The organism is Brevibacterium sp. 239c (genome assembly GCF_900169365.1).
Classification (GTDB): Bacteria; Actinomycetota; Actinomycetes; order Actinomycetales; family Brevibacteriaceae; genus Brevibacterium.
The window spans coordinates 54067-69286 of the sequence record NZ_FXZH01000009.1; the positions used below are offsets into that span (position 1 = coordinate 54067).

The 15220-nt window shown below is 61.0% G+C and carries 17 protein-coding genes and 2 tRNA genes; 15 read left to right on the forward strand and 4 right to left on the reverse strand.

From position 1 onward, the window contains the following. The first annotated feature begins 75 nt into the window (after positions 1–75). The 3 genes from BSP239C_RS10120 to BSP239C_RS21360 all read left to right on the forward strand — a co-directional run bounded on the left by BSP239C_RS10120 (position 76) and on the right by BSP239C_RS21360 (position 4643). Positions 76–3843, forward strand: a complete 3768-nt coding sequence (locus BSP239C_RS10120) for a multifunctional oxoglutarate decarboxylase/oxoglutarate dehydrogenase thiamine pyrophosphate-binding subunit/dihydrolipoyllysine-residue succinyltransferase subunit (RefSeq protein WP_101572447.1) — start codon at positions 76–78, stop codon at positions 3841–3843. Next, entirely contained in the window at positions 3840–4454 is a 615-nt protein-coding gene (locus BSP239C_RS10125; protein ID WP_101572449.1) for a GDSL-type esterase/lipase family protein, read from the forward strand. Before BSP239C_RS10120 ends, BSP239C_RS10125 begins: the two co-directional genes overlap by 4 nt. 114 nt (positions 4455–4568) lie before the next feature. Then, entirely contained in the window at positions 4569–4643 is a 75-nt protein-coding gene (locus BSP239C_RS21360; RefSeq protein ID WP_374701025.1) for a 50S ribosomal protein bL37, read from the forward strand. Between the two features lie 84 nt (positions 4644–4727). Here the strand turns inward: BSP239C_RS21360 and rsrA are convergent, their stop codons facing one another. Together rsrA and BSP239C_RS10135 are read right to left on the reverse strand one after the other, a co-directional pair. Then, positions 4728–5000, reverse strand: a complete 273-nt coding sequence (rsrA, locus tag BSP239C_RS10130) for a mycothiol system anti-sigma-R factor (RefSeq protein ID WP_101572451.1) — start codon at positions 4998–5000, stop codon at positions 4728–4730. Then, on the reverse strand, positions 4997–5653 hold the full coding sequence (locus BSP239C_RS10135) for a sigma-70 family RNA polymerase sigma factor (RefSeq protein WP_374701024.1): 657 nt from the start codon (positions 5651–5653) through the stop codon (positions 4997–4999). The genes rsrA and BSP239C_RS10135 overlap by 4 nt, the downstream gene beginning before the upstream one ends. Positions 5654–5803: 150 nt before the next feature. Between BSP239C_RS10135 and BSP239C_RS10140 the strand changes: the two genes are divergently transcribed. From BSP239C_RS10140 to BSP239C_RS10160, 5 genes are read left to right on the forward strand one after another with little or no spacing between them, the layout of a single operon-like run. Then, positions 5804–6301 (forward strand): DoxX family protein, encoded by a 498-nt coding sequence (locus tag BSP239C_RS10140; RefSeq protein WP_101572455.1) that lies wholly within the window; start codon positions 5804–5806, stop codon positions 6299–6301. After that, complete coding sequence (gene aroA, locus BSP239C_RS10145; RefSeq protein ID WP_101572457.1) at positions 6294–7610, forward strand: 3-phosphoshikimate 1-carboxyvinyltransferase; 1317 nt, start codon at positions 6294–6296, stop codon at positions 7608–7610. The genes BSP239C_RS10140 and aroA overlap by 8 nt, the downstream gene beginning before the upstream one ends. 1 nt (position 7611) lies before the next feature. Further along, a complete protein-coding gene (gene rsgA, locus BSP239C_RS10150) occupies positions 7612–8649 on the forward strand; it encodes a ribosome small subunit-dependent GTPase A (RefSeq protein WP_101572459.1) in 1038 nt (345 codons plus the stop codon). 9 nt (positions 8650–8658) lie between these two features. After that, the gene (gene hisN / locus BSP239C_RS10155) at positions 8659–9459 is read left to right on the forward strand and encodes a histidinol-phosphatase (protein ID WP_101572461.1); all 801 of its coding nucleotides are present in this window, start codon (positions 8659–8661) and stop codon (positions 9457–9459) included. Positions 9460–9508: 49 nt separating this feature from the next. Next, positions 9509–10780: an aminotransferase class I/II-fold pyridoxal phosphate-dependent enzyme gene (locus BSP239C_RS10160; protein ID WP_101572463.1), complete on the forward strand. Its 1272-nt coding sequence runs from the start codon at positions 9509–9511 to the stop codon at positions 10778–10780. A gap of 173 nt (positions 10781–10953) precedes the next feature. Here the strand turns inward: BSP239C_RS10160 and BSP239C_RS10165 are convergent, their stop codons facing one another. Next, the gene (locus BSP239C_RS10165) at positions 10954–11502 is read right to left on the reverse strand and encodes a YceI family protein (RefSeq protein WP_101572465.1); all 549 of its coding nucleotides are present in this window, start codon (positions 11500–11502) and stop codon (positions 10954–10956) included. A 189-nt stretch (positions 11503–11691) separates the two neighbouring features. Here BSP239C_RS10165 and BSP239C_RS10170 point away from each other — a divergent pair. Beyond that, positions 11692–11765 (forward strand) — tRNA-Met (locus tag BSP239C_RS10170). 140 nt (positions 11766–11905) lie between these two features. Here the strand turns inward: BSP239C_RS10170 and BSP239C_RS10175 are convergent. After that, entirely contained in the window at positions 11906–12400 is a 495-nt protein-coding gene (locus BSP239C_RS10175; RefSeq protein ID WP_145997430.1) for a hypothetical protein, read from the reverse strand. A 55-nt stretch (positions 12401–12455) separates the two neighbouring features. On the opposite strand from BSP239C_RS10175, the gene BSP239C_RS21130 reads away from it, so the two are divergent. The 6 genes from BSP239C_RS21130 to BSP239C_RS10200 all read left to right on the forward strand — a co-directional run bounded on the left by BSP239C_RS21130 (position 12456) and on the right by BSP239C_RS10200 (position 15115). After that, the gene (locus tag BSP239C_RS21130; RefSeq protein ID WP_257930165.1) at positions 12456–12587 is read left to right on the forward strand and encodes a hypothetical protein; all 132 of its coding nucleotides are present in this window, start codon (positions 12456–12458) and stop codon (positions 12585–12587) included. A 6-nt stretch (positions 12588–12593) separates the two neighbouring features. Next, positions 12594–12875: a hypothetical protein gene (locus BSP239C_RS20705; protein WP_180958979.1), complete on the forward strand. Its 282-nt coding sequence runs from the start codon at positions 12594–12596 to the stop codon at positions 12873–12875. Continuing rightward, on the forward strand, positions 12872–13267 hold the full coding sequence (locus tag BSP239C_RS10185; protein WP_145997431.1) for an IS3 family transposase: 396 nt from the start codon (positions 12872–12874) through the stop codon (positions 13265–13267). The genes BSP239C_RS20705 and BSP239C_RS10185 overlap by 4 nt, the downstream gene beginning before the upstream one ends. Positions 13268–13333: 66 nt before the next feature. Beyond that, positions 13334–13407, forward strand: a tRNA-Met gene (locus BSP239C_RS10190). Between the two features lie 282 nt (positions 13408–13689). After that, positions 13690–14007, forward strand: a complete 318-nt coding sequence (locus BSP239C_RS10195) for an MGMT family protein (protein WP_101572471.1) — start codon at positions 13690–13692, stop codon at positions 14005–14007. Positions 14008–14089: 82 nt separating this feature from the next. Further along, positions 14090–15115 carry an ABC transporter substrate-binding protein gene (locus tag BSP239C_RS10200; protein ID WP_101572473.1) on the forward strand — a complete coding sequence of 342 codons (1026 nt, stop codon included), beginning with the start codon at positions 14090–14092 and terminating at the stop codon, positions 15113–15115. Positions 15116–15220 lie beyond the last annotated feature (105 nt).

A 15220-nucleotide genomic window follows, 5' to 3' on the forward strand; every position in this document is an offset into this window, starting at 1 on the left:
ACGCGGGTACATCGCGTTAGGCTGGTCATGTCGTTAAGCAGCAATTCTTGAATCAGGAAGTAGGCGATCAACGCCGTGTCCGTCAATACTCCGAACCGCACCGTCGACGACTTCGGGTCGAATGAGTGGTTGGTCGAGGAATTGTATGAACAGTACAAGTCCGATAAGAACTCGGTCGACCAGTCATGGTGGCCGTTCTTCGACAAGTACGAAAAGAACGGGAATGGGGTAGCAGCGAAAACTGCAGACGCCAAACCCACCGCGCAGACCGGCACCAAGCCGGCCGCGAAGTCCAATGCGAAACCAGCAGCCAAAGCGCCGACTAAGTCCGCCGACAAGTCCGCCAAGGATGCCTCGAGTGCAGACTCTGTCGCGGATGACAGTCCCCGCGGAATCTCCCCATCGTCGGCTCAGTCCGAGACGCTGAAGGCCGAGACCAAGTCTGTGCCCACAGTCGCCGTAAAGGACACCGAGCCGAAACCGGCTCCCGAGGAGACCGTGACTCCATTGCGCGGTCCCGCGAAGCTGATCGCCAAGAACATGGATGATTCGATCGAGGTTCCCACGGCCACGTCCGTCCGGGCGCTGCCTGCCAAGGCCCTCATCGACAATCGCATCGTCATCAACTCCCACCTCAAGCGGACCCGCGGTGGCAAGGTCTCCTTCACCCACCTCATCGGCTTCGCTGTCATCCGGGCTCTGCAGAACTTCCCCTCGCAGAACGTTTCCTATGATGTCCGCGACGGCAAGCCGGTCATGGTCTCCCCCGCTCACATCAACTTCGGTCTCGCAATCGATGTGCCGAAGAAGGACGGTTCGCGCACGCTTCTGGTGCCGAACGTGAAGAAGGCTGAGACCCTGACCTTCCGCCAATTCGTCGATGCCTACGACGGTCTCGTCGACAAGGCTCGGCAGGGAAAGCTCACGGCCGATGATTTCGCGGGCACATCGGTCTCGCTGACTAACCCCGGCGGAATCGGAACCGTGCACTCAGTGCCGCGTCTGACCAAGGGCCAGGGCTGCATCATCGGTGTCGGTGCTCTCGACTACCCGGCAGAGTTCCAGGGCGCCAGCCAGCACACGATCAACAAGCTGGCCGTGTCCAAAGTCCTGACGCTGACCTCCACCTACGATCACCGCGTGATCCAGGGTGCCGGATCGGGCGAGTTCCTCAAGCTCGTCCACAGCTACCTCCTCGGCGAGGACGGCTTCTACGACGACGTCTTCGAGTCACTGCGTCTGCCCTACGAGCCTGTGCGCTGGGTGCCTGATGTCTCTGCTGAAGACCAGGACGATGTCAACAAGACCGCTCGCGTCATCGAGCTCATCGACGCCTACCGCACCCGCGGGCACCTCATGGCGAACATCGATCCGCTCGTCTACCGTCAGCGTTCCCACCCGGACCTCGACATCAACCAGCACGGCCTAACCTTGTGGGATCTCGAACGCGAGTTCCCCACGGGTGGCTTCGGTGCCAAGCCGATGATGCCCTTCCGCAACATCCTCGGACTCCTGCGCGAGAGCTACTGCCGCACCATCGGCTTTGAGTACATGCACATCGCCGATCCGCTGCAGCGTCGTTGGTTCCAGGCAAAGATTGAGGTTCCGCATCAGGAGCTGACACGCTCGGAGCAGGGACACATCCTCGGCCGCCTCAACGCAGCCGAAGCTTTCGAAACCTTCCTACAGACGAAGTACATCGGGCAGAAGCGCTTCAGCCTCGAAGGCGGCGAATCAGCCATCGTCCTCCTCGACGAGGTCCTCAACCAGTCGGCGGACACCGGCATGGAACAGGTCGCCATCGGCATGGCCCACCGTGGACGTCTCAACGTGCTCACCAACATCGCAGGCAAGTCCTATGCGCAGATGTTCCGTGAGTTCGACGGAACGATGTCTCCGGACAGCGTGCAGGGATCCGGCGATGTCAAGTACCACTTGGGCACCGAGGGTTCCTTCACCTCGCCAGCGGGCAACTCCACCGATGTCTACGTCGCGGCCAATCCCAGCCACCTCGAGACCGTGGACCCGGTTCTCGAGGGCATCGTGCGCGCCAAGCAGGACTTCATCGACCAGGGAGAAGCCGGATTCACCGTGCTTCCCGTCCTCGTCCATGGCGACGCGGCATTCGCAGGTCAGGGTGTTGTCACTGAGACCCTCAACCTCTCGGAGCTGCGCGGCTACCGGACCGGTGGAACCATCCACATCATCATCAACAACCAGGTCGGCTTCACCACGCCCCCGGCCTCGGCCCGCTCGTCCTACTACTGCACCGACGTCGCGAAGTCGATCAACGCACCGATCTTCCACGTCAACGGGGATGACCCCGAAGCTGTTGTGAGGGCCGCCCGTCTCGCGTTCGAATACCGTCAGGAATTCAACCGCGACGTCGTCATCGACCTCGTCTGCTACCGCCGTCGGGGACACAACGAGGGTGACGATCCATCGATGACCCAGCCGCTGATGTATTCCCTCATCGAGAAGAAGGGTTCGGTGCGCAAGCTCTACACCGAATCGCTTGTCGGCAGGAAATGCATCACCGCCGAAGAAGCCACCGAAGCCCTCAAGGACTACCAGTCGAAACTGGAATCGGCATTTGCCGAGACCAAGGAAGCCGAGTCCGGTTCCTACGACGGAGACGCCTTCAATGCTCCGCACGTGCCCAGCGACATCGAAGCATTCAACAATGCCGAGACGGCGATCAGCTCGGAGACTCTGCAACACATCGGCGAGACATTCGCCGCTGTTCCAGAGAACTTCACCATCCACAAGAAACTGCGTGCCCTGCTCGAGAAGCGCAAGGAGATGTCGCTGTCCGGCGGCATCGACTGGGGCTTCGCCGAGCTGTTGGCCTTCGGCTCGCTGCTCATGGACGGAATTCCTGTTCGCCTCGCCGGCCAGGATTCACGTCGCGGCACCTTCGTGCAGCGCCATTCGGTGCTCATCGACGCCGTCAACGGCAATGAGTGGACTCCGCTGCAGAATCTCAGCGATGAACAGGCTCGATTCTGGGTCTATGACTCCCTGCTGAGCGAGTACGCTGCGGTCGGCTTCGAATACGGATATTCGGTCGAACGCAAGGATGCCCTGGTCGCCTGGGAAGCCCAGTTCGGTGACTTCGCGCAGGGTGCTCAGTCCGTGATCGACGAGTTCATCTCGTCCTCGGAGCAGAAGTGGCAGCAGAACTCCGGCGTCGTCATGCTCCTGCCCCACGGATATGAGGGACAGGGACCTGACCATTCCTCTGCTCGCATCGAGCGCTACCTACAGCTGTGTGCCGAATCGAACATGACCGTCGCATACCCGTCGAATGGTGCCTCGTACTTCCACCTCCTGCGCCGTCATGCGATGACGACGAACAAGCGTCCGCTCATCGTCTTCACTCCGAAGTCGATGCTGCGGCTCAAGGCCGCCGCGAACTCACCTGAGGACTTCACTTCGGGAACGTTCGAACCCGTCATCGACGATTCCATCGTCGATCCCGCGCAGGTTGAGCGCGTCGTGATGGTCTCCGGAAAGCTCTACTGGGACCTGCTGGCACAGCGTGAGAAGCGCAATGACACGACGACGGCTTTGGTCCGCGTCGAACAGCTCTACCCGCTCGACGAGGATTCCATCGCGGCTCTGCTCGACCGGTACCCTGCCGGCGCTCAGCTGGCTTGGGCCCAGGAAGAGCCGGAGAACCAGGGAGCTTGGCCGTTCATGGCGCTGAACATGCCTGAGCTCCTCGGCGATCGTGAGCTCACCGTGATCTCACGTCCTGCCTCCGCTGCGACTGCGACCGGACTCAAGCATGTCCACGAAGTCCAGCAGCAGGAACTCATCGACAGGATCTTCAGCCGGTGAGCTCAGTGACTCCAACGACCGTTGCTGTGATCGGTGGCCCTCTGGTCGCCGGTCACGGTGATGGTCGTGGCCTCGGTTGGGTCGGACGCGTCACGGCCAGGACCTTGCCGAGCCTGCCCGACCTCAGAGTCTTTCCCCTGGCCGTACCGCACGAAGACTCTGCGGATCTGCATGCCCGAACCATCTCCGAGGCGTCCCTGAGGTTCACCTCCGATGGGGACAACCGTTTGGTGCTGGCCCTGGGCTCCGGGGACCTCGATTCAGGTCGTTCCGTGGCTCGTGCTCGGCTCGATGTGGCCAATGTGCTCGATGAGGCGCTGGCGAGGAAGGTCTCAACATTCGTCATCGGGCCTCCCCCGGAGTACAACTCCGACCGGAATCGTGCGATCGCTGAGCTCAATGCGAGCTTCTCAGACGTCGCAAAGCGCCGAGGAATCGCCTATGTCGATACGTTCACGCCTCTGCTGGGCCATCCCGTGTGGCAGCGTGAGATCGCATCCTCACGAGACCATCTTCCAGCTCAGGAAGGCTACGGGCTGCTCGCTTGGTTGGTGCTGCATCGTGGCTGGTTCCCATGGCTCGGTGTCCAAGATGCCATGGGCGATTCCTGACCTGGGCCCAAACAGTCGCAAACCGCAGGAGTCCGACCGGCTATGACCTGAGCGATACTTTGCCCAGACACACCAGTCATGAAAGAATGAAGCATCTAGCGAAGGAGTGTGATTATGAGTAAGCGCAGCCGTAAGCGTCACGATCGTCGCCGTAACAAGGCGAACCACGGAAAACGTCCACTCAGCTGATTCCTTCGAATCAACCAGGACATATGAAGAGGGCGGGGAGAATAGATATTTTCCCCGCCCTCTTCATATGCCTGTTTCGTATCTCTACGCTCCGGTTCCGGGCCACACGGCCTGTTCGCTGGCGATACGCAGGCGGATCTTCTCGCGCAGCCCCATCGGTGCTTCTTCCCGACTGCAGGATCTGCGCACCAATTCCTTGAGCAGCGCCTCGATCTCGTATTCGTCATGGCACGACGGACACTGTTCGAGGTGTACCGAGATCTCGCGGATCTCCGTCGTCGTCAGCTCTCCGTCAAGATAGTGGTAGATGCGCATCAGGGATTCCGCGCGCACATTCTCACAGCATTCATCGCTCATTTCGCACCTCCTGCAGGTGAGGAGAAGCCGCGATCCGCAGCGTAGTCGGCAAGCATGTCACGCAGCTGACGGCGCCCCCGGTGCAAGCGCGACATCACGGTGCCGATGGGCGTATCCATGATCTCAGCGATCTCCTTGTACGGCAGACCTTCGACATCGGCATAGTAGACAACCATGCGGAAGTCCTCCGGAAGCTCCGACAGCGCGTCCTTGACGTCGGAGTCGGGAAGATGGTCGAGAGCTTCGAGTTCTGCGGAGCGACCACCGGAGGACGAATGACTCGCAGCCTGGGCGATCTGCCAGTCCTCGATGTCCTCGCTGCCGTGCTCCAGCGGCTGGCGCTGCTTCTTCCGGTAGTTGTTGATGAAGGTATTCGTCAGAATCCGGTACAGCCATGCCTTGAGGTTGGTTCCCGGCTTGTACTGATGGAACGCCGCATAAGCCTTCGCGTAGGCCTCTTGGACGAGGTCTTCGGCGTCGGCAGGATTTCGGGTCATTCGAAGTGCAGCTGCGTAGAGCTGATTGAGATACTCCAGAGCGTCACGCTCGAAACGGGCCGAACGCTCGGCCTTGGTTTCGGGGACATCTTTGACTGATTCGGTCATCGTAGTCAATGGTACGCCCGTTCTCTCGAGGACGGCAGTGGCGTTCACAGACTTCTCCTTCTGCCTTTCGACTCTGCACCGGGAAGGATCTCCCTCACCGGCGCGTGTTCTCCTGTTCAACACCGGGCCGAGGCCCCACTATTCCCGCACAACCGTTATGCTTGCCAGTGAGATGCCCGACACGTAGGAAGGACCATAGTGTCTCCAATCAGATTCCTCGCACGGCCCATGCTGGCCGCCGGCTACATCAGCAACGGGGTCGACCGTCTGCGCAGGCCAGAAGCAGCGGCCGCCTCGATCGGTGCGCTGCTGAACATGGCACGCAAACAGATCGACGTACCCATCGATGCTCCTACCCTGGCACGCGCCACAGGAGCGGCTCAGGTCGCTGCGGGATCACTGTTGGCTATCGGACGATTCCCTCGCGTGAGTGCCACGATCCTCGTCGGCACTTACCTCCTCGACACCGTCGGCGAGCGTATCGCTGCTGACAAGACGACATCGAAGGATGACAAGCGGGCACGCACGGAGCGCACCCTGATCCGCACCTCGATGCTCGGTGGCGCGTTGCTGGCCAGCGTCGACACGGCGGGCAAGCCAGGACTCTGGTGGCGCACACAGCATGCCGCCGAAGATCTCTGGTCGTCGGTCGAAGACACCTCGAAACAAGCAATGAGTGCACTTGGCGTTGACTGACACACCCGATCTCACCGCACCCGCCACAGGTGACTGGCTTGCGCCGGTCGCCGGTGGCGGCGTCACCGCCACTGTCAGCGTTCCCGGTTCAAAGTCGCTGACCAACCGCTATCTCATCCTCGCCGCACTGGCCGAATCGCAGTCACTCGTGCGTGGGTGGCTGCGCAGTCGTGACACTGAACTCATGGTCGATGCTCTGAAGGCGCTCGGAGCCGATATCGACAACGTCAACGGCAACCTGCACATCACCCCCATTGACTTCTCCGCACACCGTGAAGGCCCACCCGTCGCCATCGACTGCGGACTGGCGGGAACCGTGATGCGCTTCGTGCCCCCGCTCGCCGCAGCCACTGGACGTGAGATCGTCCTCGATGGCGACGAACAAGCCAGGGTCAGGCCGATGTCGGTGATCATCGATGCTCTGACCCGCCTCGGCGCCTCCATCACGGCAGAGGACAATCTCCTGCCGATGACGGTCCATGCCCAATCACAGCTGCGCGGCGGCCACCTTGAGATCGATGCCAGCGCCTCCAGCCAATTCGTCTCGGGCCTGCTCTTGACCGCGCCGGTCATGCCCCTGGGAATCGAGCTCGTCAATCGCGGCGAGGCTGTCCCCAGCCGAGCTCATGTCGATATGACCATCGAAGTCCTCGCCGATGCGGGCGTCGACGTCACCGAGCCCGAACCCGAACGCTGGATCATAGAACCGGGTCGCCCACGCGGACTCGACGTTCACGTCGAACCGGATCTGTCCAATGCGGCGGCCTTCGTCGCCGCTGCTCTGGCTACCAACGGCGATGTGACGATACTGGATTGGCCAGCTCATACGACGCAGGCCGGTGATGGGTTCAGAGCCATCACCGAAGCCTTCGGCGGCACTGTGACTCTGGATCGAAACGGCCTGCGAGTCCAAGGCCCAGAAGTCCTGCAGGCTGTTGACCTCGACCTCTCCGCCATTGGTGAACTGACACCCGTCGTCTCTGCTCTGGCGGCATTGGCAGACGGCACCTCGAATCTGACTGGGATCGGTCATCTCCGAGGGCATGAGACCGATCGGCTCTCGGCACTTCGCCGCGAGCTCGGTGCCATCGGGATCGACGTCGACGAAAAACCGACATCTCTGACGATCACGGGCGCCTCCCCGCGCCGAGGAACCTGGCATACGTACAACGACCACCGAATGGTCATGGCCGGAGCCATTCTCGGTCTGCGCGTCGACGGGCTGGTCATCGAGAATGCCGACACTGTAGCGAAGACACTGCCGGAGTTCACCCAGCTGTGGGAAGACATGTTGAGTCGGCGGGCCTGAGATGGCACGGATCTACCGTGACGAGGACTATCGCCCCCGGCCCAGCAGACGCGGTTCCAGGCCACGAACGAAGAACCGGCCGAACCACGATGCTGCGATCGAGGGACTTGTCACCGCTGTTGACCGGGGACGCTACCGCGTGGTCGTTGCCAATGACAGCGGTGACGTCCGTGATTCCCCCGGCGCTGGCGCAACCACTTCAGATGTCACGGCTGTACGAGCCTCCCACCTGCGCAAAGACGCAGTCGTGCCCGGGGACATCGTCAAACTCGTCGGCGACACTTCGGGCGGCAAGGGGTCGCTGGCGCGCCTCGTTGAGATCACTGAGCGGCGAACACTGCTGCGTCGCAGCGCTGATGACACAGACCCGACCGAGCGGGTGATCGTCGCCAATGTCGATGTCATGGGCATCGTCACCGCAACCGAGGACCCCGAACCTTCCTACGGTCTCATCGACCGGGCTCTGACTGCGGCTTTCGACGCCGGCATCACTCCCCTGCTCATCGTCACCAAGACCGATCTGAAACCGGCCGATGGCATCATGGAGCGGTTCTCGGAGACCGGAGTGGAGATCATATCCTCAGGGCTCAGCCCCGACGGCACACTGACCGATGCGAGGGTGTTCGACCGTCTGCAGGGCCAGATCAGTGTGCTCATCGGTCATTCGGGGGTCGGCAAATCGACCCTCATGAATGCTCTCGTCCCCCGCGCTGAGAGGGCCACCGGCCACGTCAATGACGTCACCGGTCGGGGTCGACACACCTCGTCTTCCGCGATCTGTCTTCGTCTTGACGGTGGCGGCTGGCTCGTGGACACCCCGGGAGTCCGCAGCTTCGGTCTGGCCCACGTCGATCGCGAGACACTGATCTCAGCCTTCCCAGAACTCGTCCAAGCCACTGCCGAGTGTCCACGCGGCTGCACCCATCAGTCCGAGGCACCGGGATGTCAGCTCGACTCCTGGGTCAGCGAGGGCAAGGCCGGCCCCGGCGGAGTCTCACGGTTGGAGTCGCTGCGCAGACTGTTGCCCTCGTCTGGATAAGGTGGGACCATGAACGATCTCGACCTGGCGACCGAACTCGCCGACCTCGCGGACTCCATCAGCAACCGTCATTTCGTGGCGCAGGACTTCACCGTCGAGACCAAACCCGATCTGACACCCGTGACCGAATGCGACCGTGCCGTGGAGACCGCGATCATGGATCGTCTCGAACGCGAACGACCGGAGGACAGTGTCCTGGGCGAAGAGTTCGGATCCCACGGGACCTCGCCGAGGCGGTGGATCATCGATCCTATCGACGGCACGAAGAACTTCGTCAGGGGCGTTCCCATCTGGGCCACTCTGATTTCCCTGTACGACGGACAGACACCGATCATCGGCATGATCTCAGCTCCTGCTCTGGGGCGACGATGGTGGGCCGAAGTCGGTCACGGTGCTTTCACCTCGGCGCTGGGAGAACCTGCGAAGCCCATCCACGTCTCTGACGTCGATGCCCTCGAAGACGCCTCGATGTCGTATGCTTCCCTCTCCGGCTGGAAGGAACTCGGCGTCCTCGACGACTTCCTCGCGCTCTGCGATTCCCTGTGGCGGACCCGAGGCTTTGGAGACTTCTACTCATACATGCTTCTGGCCGAAGGAGCCGTCGACATCGCCTGCGAACCCGAGCTGGAGCTCTACGACATGGGTGCGCTGGTACCCATCGTCGTTGAAGCAGGCGGAACGTTCACGAACACGGCCGGCGAGTCCGGACCGTTCGGCGGGAATGCCCTGGCCAGCAACTCGAAACTCCACGAACGTGCCCTCGATGCGCTGGGTCGGATCGCCCCTGCCACCCCTCAATCCCACACCTGAGCGTCAGTTTTCGACGCAACCCGAACATCTCTGACGAAGAGGGAGACAGATGCCCGATGTGATGCGTGCTGATCTGTGGCATTCAATGGCTGATGCGGCCGGACTGATCAACGCCGACGGAACGATCGGCGAGACGATTTATGGACAGATGACGGCTTTCGCGGCAGAGACCGGAGCTGTGAATTTGGGGCAGGGAGCGCCTGGAACCGATGCTCCTGCCGAACTCATCGAGGCCGCGGCAGACGCCATGCGTGAGGGCTGCAACCAGTACCCGCCGGGCCAGGGCAGTCCGGCGCTGCTCGAGGCTGTGGCTCACCAACGGCAGCGGGACTTCGGCCACGAGGTCTCACCCCAGGACGTGCTCTACACTTGTGGAGCCACAGAGGGCATCACCGCCGCGATTCTGGCTCTCCTCCCCCGGGGCGGGACGGTTCTCGCATTCGAACCGTTCTATGATTCCTACCCTGCGGCAATCGCCGCCGCCGGTGGGTCGATGATCACCGTGCCAATCTTGTCAACCGCTGAGGGCGGGTTCGAGCCCGATTGGGACATCTTCGACAATGCTGTCACTGCTGCCGGCAGCCGTCCCTCGATCATTCTCATCAATACTCCCCACAATCCGACAGGTTTCATGTTCACCGAACAGGATCTGGTTCGCATCGGTGAAGCAGCAGTCGCCGCCGACGCGTGGGTCCTGACCGACGAAGTGTACGAACAGTTGGTCCTCGACGGTACGCCACATGTGGCACCGGCCGTGGCCATGAGCGACAGCTCACGAGTCGTCACAGTCTCCTCAGCGGGAAAGTCCTGGAACGCGACCGGATGGAAGATCGGGTGGGTGATTGCTGAGCCTGAGGTCAGGCAGGCCATCCAGACGGTCAAACAGTTCCTCACGTTCACAGCAAGCGGTCCCCTGCAGGTGGGCCTGGCACGGACACTGGCCGGGGGTTCGACGTTTGTGGATGAAAATCGATCTTCACTGCAGCAGCGAGCAGACGTCCTGGTTCCGGCTTGCCGTGCTATTCCAGGGGGCATTGCATCAACGCCGGCTGCTGGGTACTTCACCGTCGTCGACTTCTCCGCCCTGACTGATCTGGACGCTTTCGAGCTCAACAACCTATTGGCTCGACGGTATTCGATAGTCGGAATTCCCGTTCCAGCCCTCTGTCGGACCGGATCCCCTGCTCACACGGCGTACAGAGCATCAATCCGCTACTCATTCTGCAAGTCTGCAGCGGATGTCGATCGCGGGGCACAGCTGTTCTACGAGCTGGCTGCCGACCTGAAGCAGAATCCCAATGCGCTGCGCAGCCAGGACTGATGCCACCAGCCCTGATCTGAACACAGAACGAAGCACCAGGCTCACACAGAGCCGGCACATATAGAGGAGGGGGCGAATCGCAGTTCTGCGATTCGTCCCCTCCTCTATTCACTCCTTTTCACTGTGACCGCCACAGCGCAGATGCACCTGTGGCAGCGTCAGCGTCAGACTGTTCAGGCCTTGACGAGTTCGAGTTCAAGTTCGATCTTGATCTTGTTGGAGACGAGCAGTTCTCCACCGCCGAGGACGGCATTGAACTCCATACCGAAGTCCTTACGATCGACCTGGGCCGCAGCCGAGAGGCCCGCGACCTGGTTCTCGTTGGGATCGGTGGCAACGCCGCTGAACTCGGTGGCGAAGGTGACTTCCTTCGTCACACCGCGCATCGTGAGGTCACCGATGAGTTCGAACTCTTCATTGGAAGCAGCGTTGATCCGTGTGGATTTGAAGGTCAGCTTCGGGTTGTTCTCAGCCTCGAAGAAGTCACCGCCCTTAAGGTGACCGTCGCGCTGAGGATTGCGTGTGGTGATCGATTCGACGTCGGCCTCAGCGGCAACTGTGCTGCCTTCGAGGGTCTCACCGACGTTGACGCTGCCAGCGATGTCCTCGAAGTGTCCGCGCACCTTCGAGACGCCAGCGTGGCGTGCGGTGAATGTGAACTCGGAGTGCACTGGGTCGATGTTCCAGGTTCCTGCAGTGAGTCCCTTTGGAAGAGCAGTCATGATTTCTCCTGTTGGTTGAAATTTGAAGTACAAGAATGACTATAGTTTTTATTTCAACTACATGCAACTCAATAGACGCACTCAATTCCAGAATGGGGCGCCAGTTGAACGGCAAGCAGACATGTGTTGGACGTCACTCATAAACGGTTTGGCCCGCAGGAGACCACTCGTGTAAAGTAGAAAACACGACGCGGGGTGGAGCAGTTCGGTAGCTCGCCGGGCTCATAACCCGGAGGTCGCAAGTTCAAATCTTGCCCCCGCCACGTTGCGAATGTGTCGCGAAATCGTTCACTCGGTTTCGCGGCACATTCTTTGTCTCTGGCTCCCCGCATCCCCATGATTGGGTTAATGCTCAAAGTGCGTGTATGGGTAGAGTGTGTCCGGCAGGCTAGCCCTGATGGTCTCACCGTGATCGCCCGTCCCACCCTTTCTGGATCCCGCTACCGTCCTTGACGCTGAACGACGTCCCATACAAAGACTTTGTCTCCCGGCGACCGGCATCAGCCTCCGCGGCTGTGCGCCGAGGCTTCTTCGTCCTCGCAGCCGACGTGACGAAGTCCCACGGATCCCTCGCTGCTTCTGTCTGCAGATACAACAGCCAGTCGATTCCCCGCCCGGCATGATCGGCCGGTAGACCCTTGCAGAGTCGTAGGAACTCCTTGATGGCCCCGTTCGACCCGCCCTCTAACGGGTTCGTCGTCCGCGCGACCGTGACGCCCTCCTTCGCCAGGCCCAACCAGGTGAAAAGCTGGTCGTCACGGATCAGTCCGGCCAGGAGTCTCCACGCCCGCCTGGTCCGTAGGTGTGTGTACCACCAGGTCTGGCCCGGTCTGACGTACGAGGGTCGAGGCGTGCCGGCGTGGGCACGAGTACGGTGTTTGAGGAGGTGAATCGCCATCGCCCTGAGGATAATAGAGGCAGGGAGATTGGAAGAAGGAGATCCTCTCATACCAATGAAATACACCGACGAACCCAAAGCTCGTGCCGTCGAACTCGTCATCCATACTCAAGCCGATCCTGAGACCGCGAATGGGGCAATCACCCGCGTCGCGAACGAACTCAGCCTGAGCAAGGAGACCCTGTGAGTCTGGGTGCGCAAGAACAAGGACTCCGGCAAAGCCACGCCGGCGGAATCGGTCGACCTTGATGCCGAGAACCGTCGACTGCGCGCCGAGTTGACCGAAGCGAAACGGGCAAACCAAATACTGCGCCGGGCGTCGGCTTTCTTCGCGGCGGAGCTCGACCGCCCATCCAAGAGGGGGCACCTCCCGCTTGCGGGGGAATCGTCGGCTTCATCGACAACAACTGCGACGAGTTCGGAGTCGAGCCAATCGTGCGCGCCCTTTCAGGGACTGCTGCACGGATTGCTGTGAGCTCGTATTACGCGCTTAAGAAGCGCCTACCCTCAGCCCGTCCCCGTCAGGACCGGGAACTCATGGTCATCATCCAAGACATCTATGAGGCGAACTATTCCTGTTACGGGGCGCGGAAGATGTGGAAGGCGATCAATCGTGAGCATACCGGCCGGTTCGGTCCGGTGGCCCGGTGCACCAGCAAGAGGTTGATGCACAGGCTGGGCATCGATGGGGTTCGTACGAGACGGAAGCAGCCGACGACCGCTCCGGCCAGGGCCGAAGAATGCCCGGACGATCTCGTCATGAAGTCAACCAAACCTTCAGCAGCCCCCTTCTCCCCCGATCCCCCGGCCCTGTCCAAAACAACATCCTGCGGTGGCGACTCGGCCGTGTTGCCGGGGGAGACGTAGTGTCATCTGCATGCCGATTATGCTTCTGACTTGCGAGGACGTAGTATTTACCAAGTAAACAAACGCCGCGGGGTGGAGCAGTTCGGTAGCTCGCCGGGCTCATAACCCGGAGGTCGCAAGTTCAAATCTTGCCCCCGCCACGAAAGTCGTAGAGCCCCCATCCATTGGATGGGGGCTCTACGCATTCACCTGACCCGCGCTCCCCCGTACACATCTACTGACCTATAGCCCCCCATCGTCCGCGCCAGATCTTCAACCGCAGGTCTAGGGTGGAAGAGATACCAACGGTCACGCTCAACTTAGATGAGGGATGCAGATCATGGGAGCACAGGCGCTTATGAACACAGGGCGATTCCTACTCTATATCGGTTCAGGAGGCAACGGCTGTAACTCCACCACATTTGCAATCAGGCGGTACGGCAATGCGCAGCCCGATTGATTCTGCGAGTGCGAAGCGGCCGAGCCTCCAAGACGCAGTTCGGAGGGCTGTGAGATCTGTGCCTGCCGGATACGTGGCAATGTACGGAGACATCGCGACCATAATCAACGTCGGCCTCCGCCAGGCAGGACGCCTCGTGGGTCAGATCGCTGATGCTGCGCCGTGGTGGCGGATCATCTATGCCGACGGCACACCCAGCACCTGTCACAGTCGCTTGGCCACAGGCCTGCTGCGTCAGGAGGGAAACGAAATCCTCGGACAGCGTGTGAATTTGGCCCTCCACCGTATCAACCGTGACTAAGTGTGAACTGTGACCACGTGCCACCTGTGACTGAGTGACACCAGCGCCCAAGAGTCACCGTTAGCAAGGTTATGCTTACCTTATGCATATTACTTCCCGCGGAACCTGCGCAGTGGCCGCAACCGCTTTGTCCGTCCTCCTGCTCACCAGCGCCTGCACATCCGGCACAGAAGCTGACAGGGGTGAGGACACTGGAAAAAAGGATGTTGCTACCGGTGGTAAAGCCTTCGCAAAAGCCGATGAAGAGACCGCTGAGCTGGGAAGTGATGCTGAGCCCGGGGCATTTCCCCGCACGGTGAAACATGCCAACGGCACCACCGAGATTGAGGAAGCGCCCAAACGGGTCGTCGTGCTCGACACCGGTGAACTCGACGATGTCCTCGCCCTGGGCATCACTCCCGTCGGTATGGTCACCACCGAGGGAGCTCACCCGGTGCCCTCCTACCTGGACGATCAGGTCAAAAACGTCGACACGGTGGGCACGATCAACGAACTCGATCTCGAGGCGATTGCCGAGCTTGAGCCGGATCTCATTCTGGGCAGCCAACTGCGTGCCGACACGCTCCACGACGAACTCGAATCAATCGCACCCACGGTGTTCTCGATTCGGCCGGGGTTCCCGTGGAAGGAGAACTTCATGCTCGTCGGCGAGGCGCTGGGCATGGAGAATGAAGCCACAGACGTGCTCAATGAATATGCGAAGGCCACCGACGAACTCGACGAGACGGTCGAGGGCGAGCCGACTATCTCACTCGTGCGATTCATGCCCGACAGGTTGCGGCTCTACGGCAACAAGTCCCTCATCGGCGTCATCCTCGACGATGCCGGGCTCGCCCGTCCTGAAGCACAGGACGTTGCTGAGCTCGCGGTCGAGATCTCTCCGGAGAATCTGGACCAGGCTGGTGGAGACTACGTCTTCTACACCAGTTATGGCGACCCTGAGGCCACCGGTGAGACCGCAGCAGTCTCCGGCAGCCAATGGTCGGGGATAAAGGCAGTAGAGGACGACAGAGCCTTCCGAGTCGAAGACGACGTCTGGTTCCTCGGGTTGGGGCCAATCGGGGCGAAACAGATCGTCGATGACCTCGATGGATACCTGACAGACTGACCCGACTAAGCCGTCGCCTCCCTGAAAGGGGCGGCCCGCATGTCGGCCCCGGCACATGAGTCAGGCCCCTGGGATCCGTTCGGATCCCAGGGGCCTGACTCATTC

Bases quoted from the DNA above. Each gene is read 5' to 3' on its own strand.
- BSP239C_RS10195 (WP_101572471.1), top strand. From the start codon at position 13,690: ATGCGCAGCCCGATTGATTCTGCGAGTGCGAAGCGGCCGAGCCTCCAA.
- rsrA (WP_101572451.1), bottom strand. From the start codon at position 5,000: ATGAGCGATGAATGCTGTGAGAATGTGCGCGCGGAATCCCTGATGCGC.
- BSP239C_RS21130 (WP_257930165.1), top strand. From the start codon at position 12,456: ATGAAATACACCGACGAACCCAAAGCTCGTGCCGTCGAACTCGTCATC.
- rsgA (WP_101572459.1), top strand. From the start codon at position 7,612: ATGGCACGGATCTACCGTGACGAGGACTATCGCCCCCGGCCCAGCAGA.
- BSP239C_RS10160 (WP_101572463.1), top strand. From the start codon at position 9,509: ATGCCCGATGTGATGCGTGCTGATCTGTGGCATTCAATGGCTGATGCG.
- BSP239C_RS10175 (WP_145997430.1), bottom strand. From the start codon at position 12,400: ATGGCGATTCACCTCCTCAAACACCGTACTCGTGCCCACGCCGGCACG.
- hisN (WP_101572461.1), top strand. From the start codon at position 8,659: ATGAACGATCTCGACCTGGCGACCGAACTCGCCGACCTCGCGGACTCC.
- BSP239C_RS10200 (WP_101572473.1), top strand. From the start codon at position 14,090: ATGCATATTACTTCCCGCGGAACCTGCGCAGTGGCCGCAACCGCTTTG.
- BSP239C_RS10165 (WP_101572465.1), bottom strand. From the start codon at position 11,502: ATGACTGCTCTTCCAAAGGGACTCACTGCAGGAACCTGGAACATCGAC.